General features: G+C 63.4%; 19 protein-coding genes. 12 read left to right on the top strand and 7 right to left on the bottom strand.

From position 1 onward, the window contains the following. Positions 1 to 234 precede the first annotated feature (234 nt). Both CUJ91_RS31060 and CUJ91_RS31055 read left to right on the top strand, forming a co-directional pair. A complete protein-coding gene (locus tag CUJ91_RS31060) occupies positions 235 to 1341 on the top strand; it encodes an aromatic ring-hydroxylating oxygenase subunit alpha (protein WP_029971445.1) in 1107 nt (368 codons plus the stop codon). Between the two features lie 163 nt (positions 1342 to 1504). Beyond that, positions 1505 to 2374, top strand: coding sequence for a sulfurtransferase (locus CUJ91_RS31055; protein WP_053859670.1), 870 nt, complete (start codon positions 1505 to 1507; stop codon positions 2372 to 2374). Positions 2375 to 2485: 111 nt separating this feature from the next. Here the strand turns inward: CUJ91_RS31055 and CUJ91_RS31050 are convergent, their stop codons facing one another. The 3 genes from CUJ91_RS31050 to polA all read right to left on the bottom strand — a co-directional run bounded on the left by CUJ91_RS31050 (position 2486) and on the right by polA (position 7724). Next, positions 2486 to 3358, bottom strand: a complete 873-nt coding sequence (locus tag CUJ91_RS31050) for a dienelactone hydrolase family protein (RefSeq protein WP_107710474.1) — start codon at positions 3356 to 3358, stop codon at positions 2486 to 2488. Positions 3359 to 3480: 122 nt separating this feature from the next. Beyond that, a complete protein-coding gene (locus CUJ91_RS31045; protein ID WP_006047647.1) occupies positions 3481 to 4827 on the bottom strand; it encodes an NAD(P)/FAD-dependent oxidoreductase in 1347 nt (448 codons plus the stop codon). 155 nt (positions 4828 to 4982) lie between these two features. Next, positions 4983 to 7724 (bottom strand): DNA polymerase I, encoded by a 2742-nt coding sequence (gene polA / locus CUJ91_RS31040; RefSeq protein WP_114157934.1) that lies wholly within the window; start codon positions 7722 to 7724, stop codon positions 4983 to 4985. 1 nt (position 7725) lies between these two features. Here polA and CUJ91_RS31035 point away from each other — a divergent pair, with 1 nt between their 5' ends. Next, a complete protein-coding gene (locus CUJ91_RS31035; protein ID WP_013342013.1) occupies positions 7726 to 8469 on the top strand; it encodes an LOG family protein in 744 nt (247 codons plus the stop codon). Positions 8470 to 8554: 85 nt separating this feature from the next. Here CUJ91_RS31035 and CUJ91_RS31030 read toward each other — a convergent pair whose 3' ends face one another. Beyond that, positions 8555 to 9469 (bottom strand): transcriptional regulator GcvA, encoded by a 915-nt coding sequence (locus tag CUJ91_RS31030; protein ID WP_006047644.1) that lies wholly within the window; start codon positions 9467 to 9469, stop codon positions 8555 to 8557. 97 nt (positions 9470 to 9566) lie between these two features. On the opposite strand from CUJ91_RS31030, the gene CUJ91_RS31025 reads away from it, so the two are divergent. Both CUJ91_RS31025 and CUJ91_RS31020 read left to right on the top strand, forming a co-directional pair. After that, positions 9567 to 10136 carry a chromate transporter gene (locus CUJ91_RS31025; protein ID WP_006047643.1) on the top strand — a complete coding sequence of 190 codons (570 nt, stop codon included), beginning with the start codon at positions 9567 to 9569 and terminating at the stop codon, positions 10134 to 10136. Continuing rightward, positions 10133 to 10660: a chromate transporter gene (locus CUJ91_RS31020; protein ID WP_006047642.1), complete on the top strand. Its 528-nt coding sequence runs from the start codon at positions 10133 to 10135 to the stop codon at positions 10658 to 10660. Before CUJ91_RS31025 ends, CUJ91_RS31020 begins: the two co-directional genes overlap by 4 nt. Before the next feature lie 73 nt (positions 10661 to 10733). Here the strand turns inward: CUJ91_RS31020 and CUJ91_RS31015 are convergent, their stop codons facing one another. Further along, a complete protein-coding gene (locus CUJ91_RS31015; RefSeq protein ID WP_006047641.1) occupies positions 10734 to 12260 on the bottom strand; it encodes an AMP nucleosidase in 1527 nt (508 codons plus the stop codon). 199 nt (positions 12261 to 12459) lie between these two features. Between CUJ91_RS31015 and CUJ91_RS31010 the strand changes: the two genes are divergently transcribed. The 4 genes from CUJ91_RS31010 to CUJ91_RS30995 all read left to right on the top strand — a co-directional run bounded on the left by CUJ91_RS31010 (position 12460) and on the right by CUJ91_RS30995 (position 16414). Then, entirely contained in the window at positions 12460 to 12855 is a 396-nt protein-coding gene (locus tag CUJ91_RS31010) for a hypothetical protein (RefSeq protein ID WP_006047640.1), read from the top strand. 263 nt (positions 12856 to 13118) lie between these two features. Then, the gene (locus CUJ91_RS31005; protein WP_029971441.1) at positions 13119 to 14114 is read left to right on the top strand and encodes a homoserine kinase; all 996 of its coding nucleotides are present in this window, start codon (positions 13119 to 13121) and stop codon (positions 14112 to 14114) included. After that, positions 14105 to 14914 carry a BPSS1780 family membrane protein gene (locus CUJ91_RS31000; RefSeq protein ID WP_114157933.1) on the top strand — a complete coding sequence of 270 codons (810 nt, stop codon included), beginning with the start codon at positions 14105 to 14107 and terminating at the stop codon, positions 14912 to 14914. Before CUJ91_RS31005 ends, CUJ91_RS31000 begins: the two co-directional genes overlap by 10 nt. Positions 14915 to 14932: 18 nt before the next feature. Next, entirely contained in the window at positions 14933 to 16414 is a 1482-nt protein-coding gene (locus CUJ91_RS30995) for a cryptochrome/photolyase family protein (protein WP_114157932.1), read from the top strand. Positions 16415 to 16586: 172 nt separating this feature from the next. Here CUJ91_RS30995 and CUJ91_RS30990 read toward each other — a convergent pair whose 3' ends face one another. Together CUJ91_RS30990 and CUJ91_RS30985 are read right to left on the bottom strand one after the other, a co-directional pair. Continuing rightward, positions 16587 to 16763 carry a DUF3563 family protein gene (locus CUJ91_RS30990; protein ID WP_006047636.1) on the bottom strand — a complete coding sequence of 59 codons (177 nt, stop codon included), beginning with the start codon at positions 16761 to 16763 and terminating at the stop codon, positions 16587 to 16589. A 119-nt stretch (positions 16764 to 16882) separates the two neighbouring features. Beyond that, a complete protein-coding gene (locus CUJ91_RS30985; protein ID WP_029971438.1) occupies positions 16883 to 18073 on the bottom strand; it encodes an extracellular catalytic domain type 1 short-chain-length polyhydroxyalkanoate depolymerase in 1191 nt (396 codons plus the stop codon). A 336-nt stretch (positions 18074 to 18409) separates the two neighbouring features. Between CUJ91_RS30985 and CUJ91_RS30980 the strand changes: the two genes are divergently transcribed. From CUJ91_RS30980 to modB, 3 genes are all read left to right on the top strand, one after another. Then, the gene (locus tag CUJ91_RS30980) at positions 18410 to 19111 is read left to right on the top strand and encodes a phosphatase PAP2 family protein (RefSeq protein WP_107710470.1); all 702 of its coding nucleotides are present in this window, start codon (positions 18410 to 18412) and stop codon (positions 19109 to 19111) included. Positions 19112 to 19242: 131 nt separating this feature from the next. Continuing rightward, on the top strand, positions 19243 to 20016 hold the full coding sequence (modA, locus tag CUJ91_RS30975) for a molybdate ABC transporter substrate-binding protein (RefSeq protein WP_114157931.1): 774 nt from the start codon (positions 19243 to 19245) through the stop codon (positions 20014 to 20016). A gap of 36 nt (positions 20017 to 20052) precedes the next feature. Next, complete coding sequence (modB, locus tag CUJ91_RS30970) at positions 20053 to 20727, top strand: molybdate ABC transporter permease subunit (RefSeq protein WP_006047632.1); 675 nt, start codon at positions 20053 to 20055, stop codon at positions 20725 to 20727. Position 20728 lies beyond the last annotated feature (1 nt).

Here is a 20728-nt window from a genome sequence, read left to right as displayed (position 1 = left end):
CCGATCTCTCAGCCCACCTTCGGGCTGCGTGTTCGCCGGTGGCCGCCCTGTCAGTCTCGCAGAAAAAAATCGATCGGTCTGTGCCGAAAAGGCCGAACTTTCCCGACATTTTTGACCCAAATCAGTGACTTAACTGTCCCAAGGAGGGGGAAACAGGTATAATCTCGGGCTCCCTAAATCGAATCTTCGATGGTTGGGTTGTTCACTGCTTTCACGTCTTCATCGGGAGTGGGAATGTCCAATCTGAGCAATGCATTGCAGTTGCGGTCTGTTCACAGCCAACTGCCAGTCACGGCTTACTTTGACGAAGCGCTTCTAACGCGCGAAATCGAAACCCTTTTCAGGAAAGGTCCCCGTTACGTCGGGCACGAGCTCATGGTGCCGGAAGTGGGGAATTATTTTGCCTTGCCCAGCGAAAGCGAGGGGCGCGTGCTCGTTCGTAACCAGCAGTCGCAAGTCGAACTTCTGTCGAACGTGTGCCGCCACCGGCAGGCCATCATGCTCAACGGCCGCGGCCACGCGGAGAATATCGTCTGTCCCCTGCATCGCTGGACATACGACCTCAACGGCCAGCTTCTCGGCGCTCCGCATTTCGCGGACAACCCCTGTCTGAATCTCGGCGCCACGCCGCTGCAGAACTGGCAAGGGCTGCTGTTCGAAGCACAAGGCCGCGACGTCGCGCGCGATCTGTCCAACCTCGGCACCAGGCAACACTTCGACTTCTCAGGCTTCATGTTCGATCACGTCGAAGTGCACGAGTGCAACTACAACTGGAAGACCTTTATCGAGGTCTATCTGGAGGACTATCACGTTGCGCCGTTCCATCCGGGCCTTGGCAGCTTCGTCAATTGCGACGACCTCGCGTGGGAATTCGGCGAGTGGTACAGCGTGCAAACGGTGGGCGTGCACAAAGGCCTCGAGCAGCCGGGCAGTCCGACGTACCGCAAATGGCACGACGAAGTCCTGCGTTTTCGCGGCGGCAATCCGCCCGAGTTCGGCGCGATCTGGATGGTGTACTACCCCGGCATCATGATCGAGTGGTATCCGCACGTGCTGGTCGTGTCATGGCTGATTCCGCGCGGTCCGCAGAAAACCACCAACGTGGTCGAGTTCTATTACCCTGAGGAAATCGCGTTGTTCGAGCGTGAGTTCGTCGAAGCGGAGCGCGCCGCGTATATGGAAACGGCGCGTGAAGACGACGAGATCGCCGAACGCATGGACGCGGGCCGCCGGGCACTCATGGAACGCGGCGAGTCGCAGGTTGGTCCATACCAGAGCCCGATGGAAGACGGCATGCAGCACTTCCACGAGTTCCTGCGGCGCGAACTGGGCACGATCTAGAATCGGCGCTCACGCATCGCCTCATTCGCGTTTGCACGAACGCATGGAAAGACGGGCTTCGGCCCGTCTTTTTTTGTTTAGACTAACGATGTAGCCCAGCCATCCGGTCGCGTCATGAGGCCGCCGGCAAGGGAGCCGCCATCGCCCGCATCGAGGAGACGTCATGCCCCACACTCACTACACCACTTTGATCTCCGCGACCAATCTCGCGGAACGGCTCGCCGAGGCACCGGGCAGCGTGTTCGTCATCGACTGCCGGTTCGATCTGGCCGATCCCGAAGCCGGCGAAAAGGCGTATCTCGCCGGACATCTGCCGGGCGCGCATTATCTGCATCTCGACCGCGACCTGTCGGGGCCGAAGACCGGCACGAACGGGCGCCATCCGTTGCCGGATCGCGAGCGGCTCGTCGAAACGCTGGAATCGCGCGGCCTGAAGCAAGGCCAGCAAGTTGTCGCGTATGACGCGCAAGGCGGCATGTACGCCGCGCGCGCGTGGTGGCTGCTGCGCTGGCTCGGCCACGACGCGGTCGCGCTGCTCGACGGCGGATTGCAGGCGTGGGAAGCCGCGGGCCAGCCGCTCACGCAAGACGTGCCGCCGCAAAACACCGGCGACTTCAAGGCCGGCGCGCCGCTGTCCGTTACCGTCGACGCGCACATGATCGAGCGCAATCTCGGCTCGAAGGAACGCGTGGTGGTCGACGCGCGCGCGGCCGACCGCTATCGCGGCGAGAACGAGACACTGGATCGCGTAGGCGGCCATATTCCCGGCGCGCTCAATCGCTTCTTCAAGGACAACCTCACCGCCGACGGCCGCTTCAAGCCGGCTCACACGCTGCGCGATGAATTCCACGTGCTGCTCGGCGACACGCCGCCGGAACACGTCGTCCTGCAATGCGGCTCGGGCGTGACAGCGTGCGTCAATGCGCTTGCAATGGAAGTGGCCGGCCTGCATGGCGCGGCGCTCTATGCGGGGTCGTGGAGCGAATGGAGTTCGGACCCGAAGCGGCCCGTTGCGACCGGGCCGAAGCCTTGAGGCCGCGCGAAGATTAAGTCTGAAAGACGAAAGGCCGTTGCCGCTTATAAGCGGCAACGGCCTTTTTTCATTCAGCAAACGCACGCGCCTCCAAACACTCCGAATCGCCCGTCAAGCCACGCCGTGCTGCTTGAACCAGGCGAGCGCGCGGCGCCAGCCATCTTCAGCATCGGCCTTCTTATAGCTCGGCCGGTAATCCGCGAAGAACGCATGGCCCGCATCGTCGTAGACAACGAACTGCGAACCGCGCGCGACGTTCGGCCCTTGCGCGATCGCCTGCTTCATCTGCTCGAGCGATTCCTGCGGAATGCTCTGATCCTGCAAGCCGTAAAGACCGAGCACCGGCGCGTGAAGATCGGCCACGCGGTCGAGCGGATTCGCCGGATTGGTGGCCGTATGATCGCCGGCTACGCGCCCATACCACGCGACCGCCGCCTTCAGCCGCGGCTCGTGCTCGGCATACAGCCAGGCCATGCGGCCGCCCCAGCAAAAGCCCGTCACACCGAGGCGCTTCAGATCGCCGCCGTGCTCGCCGGCCCACGCAACGGTCGCGTCGAGATCGGCCAGCGCCTGGTCGTCCGGCACTTTGCTGAGGATCTGCTGACTGATCTGCGCAATGGTCGGCAGCGCCATCGGATCGCCTTCGCGGACAAACAGATCCGGCGCAATGGCCAGATAGCCGAGTTTGGCGAAGCGCCGGCAAACGTCGGCGATATGCTCATGCACGCCGAACGCCTCGTGAATCACGATGATCACCGGCAGATGCGCCTTGCCCTTCGGCTGCGCGCGATAGGCGGGCACCAGCGTGCCGCCCGAGCGCACGGCAATTTCGCCGGCCTCGAGACCTTCGCTATCGGTATGGATGGTTTGCGCCGACACCGGCAACACCGCAGCCGCGAAGCCGGTGCCGAGTGCGGCCTTGATGAAGGTGCGTCGATTGAAGGGAACGTGCGGGGCGAGGCTGTCGACATCGGGGTTCAGCATGCGGGCGCTCCTCGTTGAACGGTGGAGGCAACAGGATACGCCTCACGCGTGTCCCGTTGCAGATCCGAACATGCGAACATGCAACCACGCGCGAACGTGCGAGCGTCCAACATGCCGCGCAGTCAGTGCAGCTTGACCCGCGGCAACGTGGTGCGCCGCAGCCAGTGCGCGAACGTGTCGAGCACCATACGCGCATAGCCGTGCAGCGCGGCAATATGCAGCCGGTACAGCGACATGTACATGAAGCGCGCGAACAGCCCTTCAATCAGCATATTGCCGCCGATCACCCCGCCCATCAGATTGCCGACCGCGCTGAAGTGCCCGAGCGACACGAGCGAACCGAAGTCGCGATAGGTGAACTCGGGCAGCGGCCGGTTCTCGAGCCGCGCCGCCAGCGCCTTCAACAGAAAGCTCGCCTGCTGATGCGCGGCCTGCGCGCGCGGCGGCACATTCTTCTCGTTGCCCGGCCACGGACACGCCGCGCAATCGCCGAGCGCGAACACGTTGTCGTCGATTTCGGTTTGCAGCGTGCGGCGCACGTTGAGTTGACCAAGACGGTTGACGGGCAGGCCGTCGAGCTGGCTCAGAATAGCCGGCGCCCTGATGCCCGCCGCCCACACCGTCAGATCGGCGCGCACGGTTTTGCCGCTTGCCGTGCGGATGATGCCGGGCGCGACCTCGGCCACCGTTTCGCTCGTCATCAGCCTGACGCCGAGCTTGGTGAGCAATTCGGCCGTTGCCGTCGACACGCGTTCCTGCAAGGCCGGCAAAATGCGCGGCCCCGCTTCGATCAATACAATGCCCACGTCATGCCGCGGATCGAGCTTGTGCAGACCGTACGCCGACAAGACCTGCGCCGTATTGCGCAATTCCGCCGACAGTTCGACGCCGGTCGCGCCGCCGCCGACAATCGCCACCTGAATGCGCGGCTCGGTTGAAGGCGACGTGCCCGGTCCCGACTCGACCGGTTCATGCGCCTGATGCTCGGCCCGCATGCAAGCCGCGATAAGACGCTTGCGAAAGCGCTCGGCCTGGCTGACGGTGTCGAGTGCAAGGGAGAATTCCGGCGCGCCTTTCACGCCGAAGAATGCCGTCGTGCTGCCGATCGCGATGATCAGCGTGTCGTACTCGAGCTGGCGCACGGGCAGCAGTTCGGCGCCGTCGTCGTCGAGTACGGTGCCGAGCGTGAGGCGCTTGTTCGCGCGATCGAGTCCCGTCAGCTCGCCCTGCTGAAACTCGAAGCCATGCCAGCGCGCTTGCGCCGCATATTCGAGTTCCTGCGTGAACGGGTCCATGCTGCCGGCCGCCACTTCATGCAACAGCGGCTTCCAGATATGCGTCGGATTACGGTCGACGAGCGTGACCTGCGCACGCGTGCCCGCCTTGTTGTTGTGACCATAGCGATCGCCCAGGCGAGTTGCCAGCTCGAGTCCTCCTGCGCCTCCGCCAACGACGATAAAACGATGCATTGAACTCTCCGTATTTGCCGATGGGTTGTGCGTCGTAATCGCGCGCCGCGGGCACGCGTTCTTACCGATTGTCCGTGAGCCGCACGGGTTGTCACAAGCTGCCAATTTGCATGTGTGACATGCAAACGACGCTATTGCGCGCCGTCACACGTGCGTCAATGCGCTTCCTCCCAGTTGAGCCCCGCGCCGACTTCCGCGACCAGCGGCACTTTCAGCGCGGCGACGCCGCACATCAACTCGGGCAGACGCTTGCGCACGTCGGACAGTTCTTCATCCGGCACTTCGAGGATCAGTTCGTCGTGCACCTGCATGATCATGCGCGTGCCGATGTTCGATTCCTCGATCCACTTCTGCACCGCGATCATCGAGAGCTTGATGAGGTCGGCGGCCGTGCCTTGCATCGGCGCGTTAATCGCCGCGCGCTCGGCGGCCTGACGGCGCGGACCGTTGCCGCCGTTGATTTCCGGCAGCCACAGCCGTCGGCCGAAAACGGTCTCGACATAACCCTTGGCTTTCGCGCTCAAGCGCGTTTCGTCCATATAACGCGCGACGCCCGGATAACGTGCGAAATAGCGGTCGATATAAAGCTTGGCGGCATCGCGCGTAATGCCGAGATTCGACGCGAGGCCGAACGAGCTCATGCCGTAGATCAGGCCGAAGTTGATGACCTTCGCCACGCGCCGCTGATCGTTCGACACTTCGAGCGGCGTCACGCTGAAAATTTCCGCTGCGGTCGCGCGGTGAATGTCTTCACCTTCCGAGAAGGCGCGTAGCAACGATTCGTCGCCGGAAATGTGCGCCATGATGCGCAGTTCGATTTGCGAGTAATCCGCGGAAACGAGCTTGTGTCCCGGCGGCGCAATGAAGGCTTCGCGAATGCGGCGGCCTTCGCCGGTGCGCACAGGAATGTTCTGCAGGTTCGGATCGTTCGACGCAAGACGCCCCGTGACCGCGACGGCCTGCGCATAGTTCGTGTGCACGCGGCCCGTGCTTGCGTTGACCATGCGCGGCAGCTTGTCGGTGTACGTGGACTTCAGCTTCGACAAGCCGCGATGTTCGAGCAGAATCTTGGGCAACGGATAATCTTCGGCGAGCTTTTGCAGCACTTCTTCGTCCGTCGAAGGCGCGCCGCTCGGCGTTTTCTTCACGACCGGCAACTCGAGTCGTTCGAAGAAGATCTGGCCAATCTGCTTCGGCGAACCGAGGTTGAATTCGCCGCCGGCGAGCACATATGCCTCGCTCTCCAACTGGATAAGCCGCGTTGCAATTTCGCTGCTTTGCTGACGCAACTTTTCCGCGTCGATCAAAACGCCGCTGCGCTCCATCTTGCGCAAAACGCGCGACGTGGGCACTTCGATGTCGCGATACACATGCTCGAGCGTTTCTTCCGCCGCGAGCTGCGGATACAGCGTTTGATGCAGACGCAACGTGATGTCGGCGTCTTCGGCTGCGTATTCGGCGGCCTTGTCGAGCGCGACTTCGTCGAAACCGATTTGCTGCGCGCCCTTGCCCGCGACGTCTTCGTACTTGATCGTCTTGATGCCGAGATGGCGCAGCGCGAGGTTGTCCATGTCGTGCGGACGATGCGATTCCAGCACGTACGATTGCAGCAGCGTGTCGTGTTCGACGCCGCGCATTTCAATGCCGTAATTGGCGAGCACCTGTTCGTCGTACTTCAGATGCTGACCGACTTTCTTGTGCTCCGCGCTTTCGAGCCACGGCTTGAGCTTCGCGAGCACTTCGTCGCGCGGCAGTTGCACGGGCGCATCCGGGCCGCGATGCGCGACCGGCACATAAGCGGCATGACCGGCTTCAACCGAGAACGACAGGCCCACGATTTGCGCGACCATCGGATCGAGCGACGTGGTTTCCGTATCGAACGAAGTGATCTCGGCCGCGTTGATCTTTTGCAGCCACACGTCGAATTGCTCCCACGTCTGCACGGTTTCGTAGTGCCGTTCGTGATCGACGGTGAGCGCCGGCGGCACGTCGGTTTCCGGACCTTCCACCGCGTCGGCAATTTCCACCTCGCGCAGCCAGGTCTTGAAGCCGTGGCGCGTGAACACGTCGCGCAATTCCTCCCGCGATTCCGGGCGGCTCTGCAAATTTTCCTCGATCGACGCGATATGTTCGGTCAGATCGCAATTGCGTTCGACGGTGACGAGCTTGCGCGCCATCGGCAGAAAGTCGAGCGCGCGTCGCAGATTGTCTCCTACCGCACCTTTGATCTCGTCCGCATGTGCGACGATGCCATCCAGCGACTCATATTGCGTCAGCCATTTGAGCGCGGTTTTCGGCCCGCATTTCTCGACGCCCGGCACGTTGTCGACGGTATCGCCGATCAACGACAGGTAGTCGACAATGCGCTCCGGCGGCACGCCGAATTTGGCGAGCACGCCGGCACGGTCGAGCTTTTCGTTGGTCATCGTATTGATGAGGGTGACATGATCCGACACGAGCTGCGCCAGATCCTTGTCACCAGTCGACACGATCACGTTCATGCCGCGCTTTTCGGCCTCGGTGGAAAGCGTGCCGATCACGTCGTCGGCTTCCACGCCGTCGATCATCAGAAGCGGCCAGCCGAGCGCGCGCACGGCCACGTGAATCGGCTCGATTTGCCGCGACAGATCGTCGGGCATGGAGGGACGATTCGCCTTATAGTCGGGATACCAGTCGTCGCGAAACGTTTTGCCCTTGGCGTCGAACACGCACGCGCTATACTCTGCTGTGACTTCCTTGCGCATGCGCCGCAGCATGTTGATCATCCCGTAGAGCGCACCCGTGGGACCACCGTCGGGCCCGCGCAGATCAGGCATCGCATGGTAGGCCCGGTACAGATAACTCGAACCGTCGACCAATAGCAGGGTCTTACCTTCAAGGCTTCGTTCTTCAGGCATTATGACTAAGAGAAAAGTGATTCCGAGTCTGCGATCACTCGCAGATCAAGAGCGCGCAACGGCAAAAAAGGCCCGCGCATCGTGGCAGATGTTCACGATTATGGCAGAGTTTATTGAGGCGACCGAGTACCTCTCGGAGATTCGCCCGGCTGTCAGCATCTACGGTTCAGCGCGCCTGAAACCGAACTCGCCGTATTACAAACTCGCCACGCAAATCGCGCGCAAGCTGTCGGATGCGGGCTTCGCCGTGATCTCTGGCGGCGGCCCCGGCATCATGGAAGCCGCGAATAAAGGCGCGCATGCAGGCAAGGCGCCGTCGGTTGGCCTCAACATCGAGTTGCCGCACGAGCAATCGGGCAATCAGTGGCAAGACATCTCGCTGCGCTTTCGTCACTTCTTCACGCGCAAGGTCACGTTCGTCAAGAACTCCGACGCGGTGATCGTCATGCCCGGCGGTTTCGGCACGTTGGACGAACTCGCCGAAGTGCTCACGCTCATTCAAACCAAGAAGTCGCGCCACGTGCCGATCATTCTGGTCGGCGCTGAGTTCTGGGAAGGTCTGCTTGCGTGGTTCAAGAATTCGCTCACGCCAATGGGTCTCATCAATCCGACCGACATCGACCTGATGCAGGTGATCGACGATCCGGACCAGGTGCTCGAAGCGGTGTTGAAGTTCTACGAAGATCGCGAAGGCGCCGAGCCGCAGCCGACCAAGTCGGAAGAAGACCGGATGTTCTATCTGTAACGCAAGCACGCGGAAGCGTTAAAAAAGCGGGCAGCCTTTGTGCTGCCCGTTTTGCGTTTGTGCTTCATGTTTAATGTTTAACGGCCTACGTCTGCGCCTGCACCTGCATTTGCATCTCGTCGGTCTGATCGCCTTGCGCCTGCAACCATTCGCAGAATTGCGCGACGAGCGGCGCATTCGCGACCTCCCTGCGTGCGACCCACCAATAGCCGCGCGCGTCGATCCGCGGTCCGGCGAGCGGCACGACGAGCCGGCCCGACGCGAGTTCGTCGGCGAGCAGCGGCAATGGGCCGAGCGCCACGCCGAGCCCATCCACCGCGGCCTGCAACGCCAGATAGAAGTGATCGAACGATTGCTTTTTGCGGCACTTGGCCGTCACGCCCGCCGCCGATAACCAGTTGCTCCACGCATCGGGCCGCGTGTCCGAATGCAGCAGCACATGCCGCGCGAGATCGTCCGCGATTCGGATCGGCGAGCGCTGCAGCAACGCGGGACTGCATACGGGCAGCTCGCTCTCGCCGAGAAAATGGCCGCTCACGCAGTTCGCCCAATGCGCGGGACCGCGCCGCACCGCGACGTCGAAACTGTCCAATGTCTCGACGGGCGCATTCGACGTTGCGAGCCGCAGTTCGGCATTCGGCACCTTGCGCTGGAACTGGTGCAGACGCGGCAGCAGCCACTTCATCGCGAACGTGGGAAGCGCATTCACGCGCAGCACATGCACGACGCCGGTGTCGCGCAACTGGTCGGTGGCGTGCGCGATGCTGTCGAACGCGGCTTGCACCGTCGACAGATAGCGGCGGCCGTCGGCCGTCAGCCGCACACGCTTGCCGTGACGCTGGAACACCTGCACGCCGAGCCAGGACTCGAACGCGGCGACCTGCCGGCTGATTGCACCGTGAGTCACATGCAGCTCGTTCGCGGCGGCGCTGAAGCTTTCGTGACGCGCCGCAGCTTCAAAGGCGCGCAGCGCAGGGAAAGGAGGAAGATTGCGAGCCATGCTTGTGATTGTAGATCACAAGGCGCGGCCCAAAAATCGTTTTGTGGCGCGGCGGTTCGGCGCTAACCTTCTGAGCTTGAACTGGAAGCGAAGCGCCATGGACCACAACCTCACCTCACTTGATTCCGCCACGGGCCCGAAGCCCACCGTGCGGGAAATTTTCAGCGGCTTTCTCGGCCTCGGCCTGATCTCGTTCGGCGGCGCGTTGCCGCTCGCGCGCCGCGCGCTCGTCGAGCAGCGCCGCTGGCTGAGCGCCGAAGACTTCACCGATCTGCTCGGCCTCTGCCAGTTCCTGCCCGGCGGCAATGTGATCAATCTTTCGGTCGCCGTTGGCATGCGCTTTCGCGGAATTGCGGGCGCGCTTGCCGGATTGCTTGGGTTGATCGCGGGGCCGTCGCTGGTCGTGATCGGTCTGGGCGTGCTGTACGAACGCACGCAAGACGACCCGCATGTGCGCCATCTGTTCGCGGGGCTTGCGGCTGCCGCGGCGGGCCTCCTGATTTCGATGGCGATAAAGATCGTGCTGCCGTTGCGCAATAAACCGATGGCCGCGCTGATCGCCGCGCTCGGCTTCATCGCGATTGCGATCATGCGGCTGCCGCTCTTGCCCACCATGCTGGTGCTGACGCCGCTCAGCATCTACGTCGCATCGAGGAACGCGCAATGAACGACACGCTGATTTCCCTCGCGATCATTTTCAGCCAGCTTTCGCTGCTCGCATTCGGCGGCGGGAACACCATTCTTCCGGAGATGCAGCGTCAGGTGGTCGAGGTGCATCACTGGATGCCGGCCAGCGAATTCAGCGCGCTGTTCGCGCTCGCGCAAGCCGCGCCGGGGCCGAACCTGATGATCGTCACGTTGATCGGATGGCACGTGGCCGGTTGGCCGGGCATGCTGGTCACGTCGATTGCGAAGTTCGGGCCGTCGTCGATCGTGACGATATTCGCGCTGCACGCGTGGGACCGTTTCAAGGACCGCCCGTGGCGGCGTTACGCGCAAGTCGGACTCGTGCCGGTGACGGCCGGCATCGTCGCGGCGAGCGCGGCGCTGATTGCGCAAGCGTCGGATTCGACGGCGATCGCATGGGCGATTACCGCGTTGACCGCGGCGGTCGCGTTGAAGACGCGCATTCATCCGCTGTGGCTGCTGGCCGCCGGGAGCTTGATCGGGCTTACGGGCTTCGGGCAGTAAGGCGGGTTGCGGTCGCGGTTGCAAACGCAGAAGCGCGCAGCGAAAACCACTGCGCGCTCCCGAAAACGCCGCGTTACTGAAACGCCACTTCCGCGAAACTGCGCAGCTTGCGGCTATGCAAACGATGCAGCCCGTTCTCGCGCAAAAGCTCCATCGCCTTCACGCCGATTTGCAGATGCTGATCGACCTGCGCGCGATAAAACTGGTCCGCCATGCCGGGCAGTTTGAGTTCACCGTGCAGCGGTTTATCGGACACGCATAGCAAGGTCCCGTAAGGCACACGGAAACGGAACCCGTTCGCGGCGATCGTCGCGCTCTCCATATCCAATGCAATCGCGCGGCTTTGCGACAGCCGTTGCACCGGCTCACGATGATCGCGCAACTCCCAATTACGGTTGTCCACACTCGCGACCGTGCCCGTGCGCATCACGCGCTTGAGTTCCACACCGTCGAGTTGCGTGACCTGCGCGACCGCGCGCTCGAGCGCGACCTGCACTTCGGCGAGCGCCGGAATCGGCACCCACAGCGGCAAATCGGCGTCGAGTACATGGTCTTCGCGCACATAACCGTGCGCGAGCACATAGTCGCCCAGACGCTGCGTATTGCGCAGACCCGCGCAGTGGCCAAGCATGATCCACGCATGCGGACGCAGCACGGCGATGTGATCGGTGATGGTCTTCGCGTTCGACGGCCCCACGCCGATGTTGATCATCGTGATGCCGCTGCCGTCCGCGCGCTTCAGGTGATACGCGGGCATCTGCGGCAGACGCGGCGGCGCCGTGCCTTCCTGCGCCTGCTCGCCGAGATTCTCGTTGTACATGACGACGTCGCCCGGTTCGACGAACGACGTGTATTCGCTGCGATAGGCGCGCAGTTCCTCGTCGTCGGTATGGGCCATCATCGTGCGGCCCAGCTTGACGAACTCGTCGATATAAAACTGATAGTTCGTGTACAGCACGTAGTTCTGGCAATGCGTGGGCGAAGTCGCCGTGTAATGCTTCAGCCGATGCAGCGAGAAATCGACGCGCGCCGCCGTGAAGAGCGCGAGCGGATGCGGATCGCCAGCCAACGGCTCATACGTGCCGTTGACGATGCGGTCGTCGAGCAGCGCGAGGTCCGGCGTGTCGAACACGTCGCGCATCAGGAACAGACGCTCGCGATCGAGATCGCCCTCGAGGTGAATGCCTTCGGCGAACGCGAAATGAATCGGAATCGGCTGGTCGGATACGCCGACTTCGATCTTCACATGATGGTTCTTCGCCAGCAGCCGCAATTGCTCGCGATAGTAGTTGCCGAACAGATCGGGCCGCGTCACCGTGGTCTCGAACACGCCAGGCCCCGCGACGAACCCATACGAGCGGCGCGAATCGATATGCGTGTTCACTTCGGTGCAGACGCGCACGAACGGATAGCATGCGCGCACCCGCCGCTCGAACAGTTCGTTGCGGCGATAGCGCGCGAAGGCGTCGCGCAAAAAGGAGGTGTTCGCTTCGTAGATCGCCGACAGGCGGGTGACAGCTTCGGCAGCGTCGTCGAAGGATTCGGTCGGGAAGCTGTTCGCGGGAGTTTGCACCGCGCGTTGATTGGTATCGTTGTTCATCTTCGTTCGCCTCGATTGATGAGACGACATTACCACGGAACCCGTGATCGCCAAATGACTGCGCCGCTCGTCGACATGCGCCGTCGCGGCGTTCGCGCAATCGCGGACGCGTCGCGCGAAAGCGGCGCAAAATAAGGGATCGCGCCCGTGGCAGAGGTCTGGATTTGCTAGAATCGGGGCACCCTCCCGGAGAATCACCATGAAGCCGCTCCTTCCCGTCGCCGTTGCACTGGCCCTTGCCTTTGGCAACGCCGCGATGGCTGCTCAGCCTGTCGACGCCACGCCGCCTCCAGGCGCGCCGCAGTCCGCCAACGAACGCGCCGGTCTGCCCGACCTTGACAAGATCAACCGGCCGGCCGCCGAGGTCAGTTCGAAGGTCGAGATCAACGTCCCGCGCACGCCGAGCTTTTACGAGCGCAGCGCGAACGGCACCGAAATCACCGAATACCGCGACAAGGGCAAGCCAGTCGAAATCAATGTGCATTCGAACCTCGGCACGCGCTATCAGATGAGTGCGCCGCTCGACACGTCGCCATCCGTGCGCGACAACGGTCGAGCGAGCACGCGCTTGCCGTCGGTGAATCTGAGGTACTGATGAATCGCGGGGCAGTGGCTCCGCCCCGCTTTTGCCAACGCGCGCGTGGATGTGGCGTCGCGAAGTTGGCCGCCTTGACCGCCTGACCGCTTGTGCGGCTTCCGCTGCTTTAGCCGCTGTAACCGTTTCGATGCCGCTGTTGCCGTGAATCCCGCTGCCGTTTGCGGACCCGCTGTTCGCGCGTTCGCCACTGCCTTGACCACCGCACGTATGTTGCTGGCCGCACCGCGCCAGCCCGACCAACCTGATCCGACGTTCCCCGCATGGCTGTCTTCACCGCTGTCACCGAATCCCAACTTGCAGAATGGATGCGCCATTACGATCTCGGCGACGTCGTCGAATTTCGCGGCATCACATCCGGCATCGAAAACAGCAATTTTTTTCTGACGACGACGCGCGGCGAATACGTCCTCACCATTTTTGAAAAGCTCACGGCCGGGCAGTTGCCGTTCTATCTGAACCTGATGCGCCATCTGGCGGCGCACCGCGTACCCGTGCCGGACCCGATGCCGCGCGAGGACGGCTCGCTGTTCGGCATGTTGCACGGCAAGCCCGCGGCGATCGTGACGAAGCTCGAAGGTGCGCCCGAGCTCGCGCCGGGCGTCGAACACTGCATCGAAGTCGGCCAGATGCTGGCGCGCATGCATCTCGCCGGGCGCGATTACAGCGGCTATCAGCCGAATCTGCGCAGCCTGCCGTGGTGGAAGGAAACCGTGCCGACCATCGTGCCGTTTCTCGAAGGCGAGCAGCGTGAACTGCTGTCGTCGGAACTCGCGTATCAGGAAGCGTTCTTCGCATCCGCCGATTACGCGGCGCTGCCCGAAGGCCCGTGCCACGCCGATCTGTTCCGCGACAACGCGATGTTCGCGCACGCCGCGCCCGACACCGGCCACGAAGTGCGGCTCGGCGGCTTCTTCGATTTTTACTTCGCCGGCTGCGACAAGTGGCTGTTCGACGTGGCGGTGACGGTCAACGACTGGTGCGTGGACCTCGCCACCGGCAAGCTCGATCACGCGCGTACCGAGGCGATGCTGCGCGCATATCAAACCGTGCGTCCTTTCACCGTCGAGGAAAACCGTCATTGGGGCGACATGCTGCGGGCGGGCGCGTACCGTTTCTGGGTGTCGCGCCTGTATGATTTTTATTTGCCGCGCGCGGCCGAGTTGCTCAAGCCGCACGACCCCGGCCATTTCGAGCGCATTCTGCGCGAGCGCCTGTCCGGCGTCGCACTTCCTGGCATCCATACCTCATGCAACTGATCGAAGTCCCCGCGAAAACCGGCTATGTGTGGTTCCGGCAAGGCATCTGGCTGTTCCGCAAGAATCCGCTCGCGTTCCTGACGCTCTTCTTCACCTATCTGCTGGTGATGACGCTCGTCGCGCAAATTCCGCTGATCGGCAGCGTTTTGCCGCTCGCGTTCATTCCCGGCGTCGCGGTCGGCTTCATGGCCGCGTGCCGCAACACGATCGCCGGCAAGCCGGTGTTCCCGACGATTCTCGCGGACGGTTTCCGTTCCTACGGCTCGGCAGTCGCGCGCCGGCTGATCGTGCTCGGCGTGTTCTATGTGATCGCGATGGCGCTGGTGCTGGCGGGCTCGGCGCTCGCCGACGGCGGCATGCTGCTCAAGGTGATGCTCGGCGCGGCCGGCGCAATGGACCCCGAGGCGATGGCCAACAGCAATATGCCGCTGGCCGTGGTCACGGCCTTCGCGTTCTACATTCCGGTGGCCATGCTTTTCTGGTTCTCGCCGATTCTTGCTGCCTGGCATGACGTGCCGCCCATCAAGGCGATGTTCTTCAGCCTCGTTAGTTGCTGGCGCAACCGCGGCGCGTTTGTCGTGTTCGGCGCGCTGTGGTTCGCGGTGGCGACAACCGTATCGCTCGGCTTGTCAGTGCTGATGCAGGCGCTCGGCGCCGGCGACTTCGCGTTCGCCGTGCTCATGCCGGCCACGATGATCGTCACGACCATGCTGTATTGCTCGTTCTACGCGACCTATCGCGGCTGCTACGGCGTACAGGCGCCGCAGACGCCCGATCTGCCGAGCACACCGGCGACCTGAGGGCGCCGCGCGTCCGTCGTGAACGACACTTTCGACACCGCGCTGGTCTGGTTCCGCCGCGACCTGCGCACCACCGACCACGCCGCGCTGTACCACGCGCTCAAACACTGCGAGCGCGTCTGGTGTGTGTTCGTGTTCGACACCACGATCCTGCAACCGCTCATCGATACATGGCAGGCCCGCCATCCGGGTGCGCCGGCGCAAGACCGGCGCGTCGAGTTCATTCTTGCGTCGCTGCGCGAACTGGACGACGCGCTGCGCGCGCAAGGCGGCGGTCTCATCGTGTTATACGGCGATCCGGCGGATCTCGTGCCGAAACTGGCCGACGAGCTTCGCGTCGACGCGGTGTTTGCGAACCACGATTACGAACCCGCCGCGATCGAGCGAGACGAGACCGTGCGCGAGCGGCTCGCCGAAGCGGGCCGCGCGTGCCTGACGTTCAAGGACCAGGTGATCTTCGAGCGCGCGGAATTGCTGACCCGCCAGAACAAGCCATTCACCGTGTTCACGCCGTACAAAAATGCGTGGCTCAAGCAGTTGACGAGCTTCTATCTGAAGCCCTACCCGGTCGAAACTTACGCGAATCGTCTCGCCGCGCTGCCGCCGGGGCTGAACCGACAGTTACCGACGCTCGAACAACTCGGCTTCGCGCCGGGCAACCTCGCGGAACTGGACTTGCCTACGGGCATGAGCGGCGCACAGCGTCTGCTTGACGACTTCGTGACGCGAATCGCCAGCTACGCCGAGCGGCGCGATTTTCCGGCGGCCAGGGGGCCGAGCTACTTGTCGGTGCATCTGCGCTTCGGCACGGTGTCGATCCGCACGCTCGCGCGACTCGCTCACGAGATATCGCTGCAGCCGGATGGCCTGGGAGCGGCGACGTGGTTGTCGGAACTCATCTGGCGGGATTTTTACTTCATGATCCTGTCGCATCACCCGAGGCTCGCGGGCGGCGCATCGTTCAAGCAGGAATATGACGCGCTGCGCTGGGAGCAAGGCCCGGCAGCGGATGCCGCGTTCGCCGCATGGTGCGAAGGCCGCACGGGCTACCCGCTGATCGACGCGGCGATGCTGCAACTGAACCGCACCGGCTACATGCACAATCGCCTGCGCATGGTGACGGCGAGTTTTCTGGTCAAGGATCTGGGTATCGACTGGCGGCGCGGCGAACGCTATTTCGCCGACCAATTGAACGACTACGATTTGGCAGCGAATAACGGCGGCTGGCAGTGGGCGGCGTCGACGGGATGCGATGCTCAGCCCTATTTCCGCATCTTCAATCCGATTACGCAGTCGGAGAAATTCGATGCCGACGGGCGGTTCATCAAGCGCTATTTGCCGCAACTCGCGAAGTTGCCGGCCAAATGGGTTCATGCGCCGTGGTTGGCTGGCGCGCAAAAACTGGCGGCGTTCGGCGTGGTGCTGGGCGAAGACTACCCGCAGCCGATCGTGGATCACGCGCAAGCAAGGGCGCGGACGTTGGCCCGATTCGGCAAGTGAGCACACGCTCACATTAAACTAACGATGCAGCCCGGCAGCCGGAGGATGGCTCGCTTCGGCTTAATTGAGTTCGAAGCCTCAAAAGCTTGAGAGCTCGGGGGCAAAAAGCAAAGTCGCTCAAGCCCCGCACCGGCGTCCTTCACTACCGCCGATGCTTCAACTGACGCGCAGCTTAGTGCTGGCTCATCCACGACGGCTGACGGAAGTTCGCTTCGCGATCCAGCTTGCGCATGCGGAATTCCAGGTCGTACAGGTCAGTGGCTTCGGCGAGGAACGCGTCAGCGCGTTCTTTGGCGAGTTGTTCGGGCGACTTCGTCAGAAACAGGAACAGGCGGCTAAGCAGGTACATGGTGAACCTCGGCAATGAGTGTTGGCGTTCGCTTGGTGTTAACGCCTAGGGGATAACCCGTATTATAGGGAAAACCCTAGGCGCGCGCCAGCATCCATTTTCGAAGTGTTGCTCGGATGTCACCGGGCCTGAGCGGACGCCTCGTCGGCGGTGCTTTCAACAACGCCCGCGCCCACTCGCCGTTGATGCTTGAAGAACTCCCACACCATTGCGCTCGCGTCCGGCCCCTTGGACGAATGGAACGGCACGGCGTCGTCGCCGCCGGCCCACGCGTGCGCGAGTCCCTGCACGCGGCACATGCGCACCACGCGCCGGCCGCTGCGGAAATAGTCGCGAATCGTCACGCCGCCTTTGCGCTCTTCGCGCAATTCGCCGGCTTTGCGCGCGCCCTTCGGATCGACCATCCGGTTCAGCCGCAGAAACTGCGTCGCGAGCTGGTCGGCATTGACCGCCGCAACGACATGGTCGGCGTCGCCGTGAAGGATGATCGCCGGCATGCCCGGATAATTGGTGACGTCGGCCACTTCGTCGGCGAGTTCGACGGGATCGCGCCGTGCGCCGCGCCGCATCACGTCCATCGCCGTGATGCCCGAGCGGGCTTCGCCGAAAGCGGGGCCCGAATGCAGCGCGACCGCGGCGAAGCGCTCGGGATAACGCAGCGCGAGCAACGCCGTCAGCCCGGCGCCGGCGGAAATACCGGCGACATACACCCGCTCGCTGTCAAAACCGTGCTGCACGATCAACGAATCGACGAGCGACGCCACCGCGCGCGCCTCCGCGCCGCCCGCGTTCTCGCCCGCGTCGTACCAGTGCCAGCAACGGTGCGAGTGCGCGTGCTTCGATTGCTCGGGATAAACGACGGCAAAGCCGTAGCGATCCGCCAGCACGTTCATCCGTGTGCCTTGCGCGAATTCGTCGATGGACTGGGTGCAGCCGTGCAGCATCACGACGAGCGGCATGCTCTCGAGTGCGTGGCCCGACGGCACATACAGCCCATATTGGAGATGATTGACGAGCCGTCCCGGCGCCGCGGGCGCCGAATGAAACGAACGCGTCCACGCACCGCTCGCCCACGCGGCCGCGCGCGGACGCACCCGCGATTCGCGCGCGGCAGCGTGCGGCGTCTCGCGTTTGGCGGGAGTACGGAGCGCGGCGGACTTGAGCGGACGAACTTTCGTCGACGGCTTGCTGGACGCCGGCCGGGCCGGGCGCGTCGTGGTGCGCTTGGTGGTCTTGTGGGCGTGCTCGCTCTGAATCGCCAGCAGGCGCTTAAGACCGCCGAGCCAGATCTTCGATAGACTTTTTGCCATCGGCGCAAAAACCTCGCAAAAAGGGGCAGGACTGCCGGGCGAAACCGGCTTCTTGTGCAATGCACAATAACATCAATCGAGCAGCGATGCAGAACGCGTCACGCGAATTCGCCGCCCCGTTTTTTTGCGATGAACCCGTGCGGTGACGACGCGCGCGCAGCGCTGCCGGCCCCTGTTGGCCACCTAACGTCCCGAAACAAAAAGGCTTTTCGTACGGCGCGAGCCGTCGATGGCCGCCGTCTATACTGGCGGTTGTCGCGCGCGTCGTCGGTTTGCCCGGTTCGCGCGTTGCAGTCTGATATGAACGATTCTATGCGGCCCTGAGCGCCTTTTCCGATGCCTGAATTGCCTGACTATCTGTGGTACTCCATCACCAGCCTGGGCGGCGCCGGCATGACGCTGCCGCTCGCGTTCGCCATCGCGCTGTGGCTCGCGGTCGGCTATACGTGGCGCATGGCGGCGGGCTGGCTGGTGCTGCTCGGCGCGGCGATCGGCGTCGTGACCGTCACGAAGCTGGCGTTCCTCGGTTGGGGCGTCGGCGTGCGCGAGCTGGATTTCACGGGCGTCAGCGGCCACGCGATGCTGTCCACGGCGGTCTATCCCGTCGCGCTTTTCCTGATGCTGCTGCGAACGCGTCCGCCGGCTCGCGTGCTCGGCGTTCTGCTCGGACTCGCCGCAGGCATGGCCGTGGGCGTGTCGCGCGTCGTCCTGAGCGCGCACTCGCCTTCGGAAGCGATTACCGGCTGTCTCGTCGGCGCCGTTGCCGCGCTGCTTTTCGTGCGGATGGCATGGAAGGCCCAGCCCGAGCGCCTTTCGGCGGTTCCGGTCGCGGTGAGCCTGATGGTGCTGGCGGTGCTGATGCACGGCGTGCACGTGCCGACGCAGCGCTGGGTGACTCACATCGCGCTGAAAGTGTCGGGGCATGACCGGCCTTTCATCCGCGCAAAATGGAAGGCCGTGCGCGATGTCCAGCCGGGCGCCGCGCCGGTCTCGCAGACGCGCGACACGCTCGCGCTCATCAGTTCTTCCCACGTTTAAACGCGTTTTCGCTCTGGCTCGCTGCTCTATTTGACCGGCCGAATGTCCGTCATGCCAGCGCTATAACCTCGTCTATATTACGATATGCGTTTTAACCACCGCTCCGGCACACGCCAGAGTCTGATACGTTCATGACGCCTTCCCGCCGCCTGCTGAAACAAGCGCTGTTTGTCGCCAGCGCGTTTTCCGTTGCCTTGAGCGCCAACGCACGCGCCGATGAGCTGGTCGTCTCGGCCGCCGCGAGTCTGACCAACGCATTCAAGGCCGTCAGCGACGCCTTCGAAAAGCAACACGCCGGCACCAAAGTGCTGCTCAACTTCGGCGCGTCCGACGTGTTGATGCAGCAAATCGCCAAAGGCGCGCCCGCCGACGTGTTCGCCTCGGCCGATCAGAAGGCGATGGACAAGGCCGCCGCCGAAAAAGTCATCGTGCCGGCCACGCGCAAGGATTTCGCGGCCAACTCGCTGGTGCTGATCGTGCCGGCGGACAGCCGTTTTGCGCCGTCGAGCCTGAACGAACTGGCATCGTCGAACGTGAAACGGATAGCGTATGGCGATCCGGCGTCCGTGCCGGTGGGCCGCTACACGCAAGGCGCGCTGCAAGCCGCGGGCGTGTGGGACGCGGTCAGCGCCAAAGCCGTGCTGGCGGCGAACGTGCGTCAAAGTCTCGACTACGTGTCGCGCGGCGAAGTGGACGCCGGTTTCGTGTTCGGCACCGACGCCGCGATCGTGCCGGGCAAGGTAAAAGTCGCGCTGAGCGTGCCGACGCAAACGCCGATTACCTATCCGATCGCGCAAGTGGAAGGCAGCCGGCACGCGGCGGATGCGCAGGCTTTCGTCGACTTCGTGTTGTCGCCGGCGGGCCAGGCGGTGCTGGCGAAGTACGGCTTCAAGCCCGCTCACTGATCGGCCATCCACTTACGCCCACAGGAACCGCAAGTCATGCAACAAGCCTGGATTCCGCTGATGCTGTCACTCAAAGTGGCGGGCTGGGCGACCGCGCTGAATCTCGTGTTCGGCGTCGCGGCGGGTTTCGGCTTGTCGCGCTGGCGCTCGGGCGCGCGCGACATCGTGGATTCGTTGCTGACACTGCCGCTCGTGATGCCGCCGACCGTGCTCGGCTACTACCTGCTGGTTCTGCTCGGGCGACGCGGCGTGATCGGCGCGTGGCTCGACCGCTTCGACATTCAACTGGTCTTCACCTGGCAAGGCGCGGTGATCGCGTCGACGGTGGTCGCCTTCCCGCTCGTGCTGAAGTCCGCGCGCGCCGCATTCGAAGCCGTCGATCCGCAACTCGAGCGCGCCGCGCGCACGCTCGGCGTCAGCGAAACGGCGGTGTTCTTTCGCGTGAGCCTGCCGCTTGCCGCGCGCGGCATTCTCGCGGGCGGCTTGCTGGCGTTCGCGCGGGCGCTCGGCGAATTCGGCGCCACGTTGATGATTGCGGGCAATTTGCCGGGCCGCACGCAGACGCTCTCGGTAGCGGTCTATTCGGCCGTGCAAGCCGGCGACGACAGCACCGCGAATTTCCTCGTGGTCGTGACTTCGGTGACGTGCGTCGTCATCCTGCTGCTCGCCGGCCGCCTCGTGCCGCAACGCACGCTTCTGGTTTCCCGCTGAT

Source organism: Paraburkholderia graminis, from assembly GCF_003330785.1.
In the GTDB taxonomy this organism is placed as follows: domain Bacteria; phylum Pseudomonadota; class Gammaproteobacteria; order Burkholderiales; family Burkholderiaceae; genus Paraburkholderia; species Paraburkholderia graminis.
The sequence above is the reverse complement of the archived record's forward strand: the minus strand, read 5'-3'. Positions and strand labels throughout refer to the sequence as shown.

What these genes read in the sequence shown, in the direction of transcription:
- CUJ91_RS31020 (WP_006047642.1), top strand. Translation starts at nt 10,133, where the DNA reads ATGAACGACACGCTGATTTCCCTCGCGATCATTTTCAGCCAGCTTTCG.
- CUJ91_RS30980 (WP_107710470.1), top strand. Translation starts at nt 18,410, where the DNA reads ATGCCTGAATTGCCTGACTATCTGTGGTACTCCATCACCAGCCTGGGC.
- CUJ91_RS31060 (WP_029971445.1), top strand. Translation starts at nt 235, where the DNA reads ATGTCCAATCTGAGCAATGCATTGCAGTTGCGGTCTGTTCACAGCCAA.
- modA (WP_114157931.1), top strand. Translation starts at nt 19,243, where the DNA reads ATGACGCCTTCCCGCCGCCTGCTGAAACAAGCGCTGTTTGTCGCCAGC.
- polA (WP_114157934.1), bottom strand. Translation starts at nt 7,724, where the DNA reads ATGCCTGAAGAACGAAGCCTTGAAGGTAAGACCCTGCTATTGGTCGAC.
- CUJ91_RS31045 (WP_006047647.1), bottom strand. Translation starts at nt 4,827, where the DNA reads ATGCATCGTTTTATCGTCGTTGGCGGAGGCGCAGGAGGACTCGAGCTG.
- CUJ91_RS31050 (WP_107710474.1), bottom strand. Translation starts at nt 3,358, where the DNA reads ATGCTGAACCCCGATGTCGACAGCCTCGCCCCGCACGTTCCCTTCAAT.
- CUJ91_RS31025 (WP_006047643.1), top strand. Translation starts at nt 9,567, where the DNA reads ATGGACCACAACCTCACCTCACTTGATTCCGCCACGGGCCCGAAGCCC.
- CUJ91_RS31035 (WP_013342013.1), top strand. Translation starts at nt 7,726, where the DNA reads ATGACTAAGAGAAAAGTGATTCCGAGTCTGCGATCACTCGCAGATCAA.
- CUJ91_RS31010 (WP_006047640.1), top strand. Translation starts at nt 12,460, where the DNA reads ATGAAGCCGCTCCTTCCCGTCGCCGTTGCACTGGCCCTTGCCTTTGGC.
- modB (WP_006047632.1), top strand. Translation starts at nt 20,053, where the DNA reads ATGCAACAAGCCTGGATTCCGCTGATGCTGTCACTCAAAGTGGCGGGC.
- CUJ91_RS31015 (WP_006047641.1), bottom strand. Translation starts at nt 12,260, where the DNA reads ATGAACAACGATACCAATCAACGCGCGGTGCAAACTCCCGCGAACAGC.
- CUJ91_RS31030 (WP_006047644.1), bottom strand. Translation starts at nt 9,469, where the DNA reads ATGGCTCGCAATCTTCCTCCTTTCCCTGCGCTGCGCGCCTTTGAAGCT.
- CUJ91_RS31055 (WP_053859670.1), top strand. Translation starts at nt 1,505, where the DNA reads ATGCCCCACACTCACTACACCACTTTGATCTCCGCGACCAATCTCGCG.
- CUJ91_RS31000 (WP_114157933.1), top strand. Translation starts at nt 14,105, where the DNA reads ATGCAACTGATCGAAGTCCCCGCGAAAACCGGCTATGTGTGGTTCCGG.
- CUJ91_RS30990 (WP_006047636.1), bottom strand. Translation starts at nt 16,763, where the DNA reads ATGTACCTGCTTAGCCGCCTGTTCCTGTTTCTGACGAAGTCGCCCGAA.
- CUJ91_RS30985 (WP_029971438.1), bottom strand. Translation starts at nt 18,073, where the DNA reads ATGGCAAAAAGTCTATCGAAGATCTGGCTCGGCGGTCTTAAGCGCCTG.
- CUJ91_RS31005 (WP_029971441.1), top strand. Translation starts at nt 13,119, where the DNA reads ATGGCTGTCTTCACCGCTGTCACCGAATCCCAACTTGCAGAATGGATG.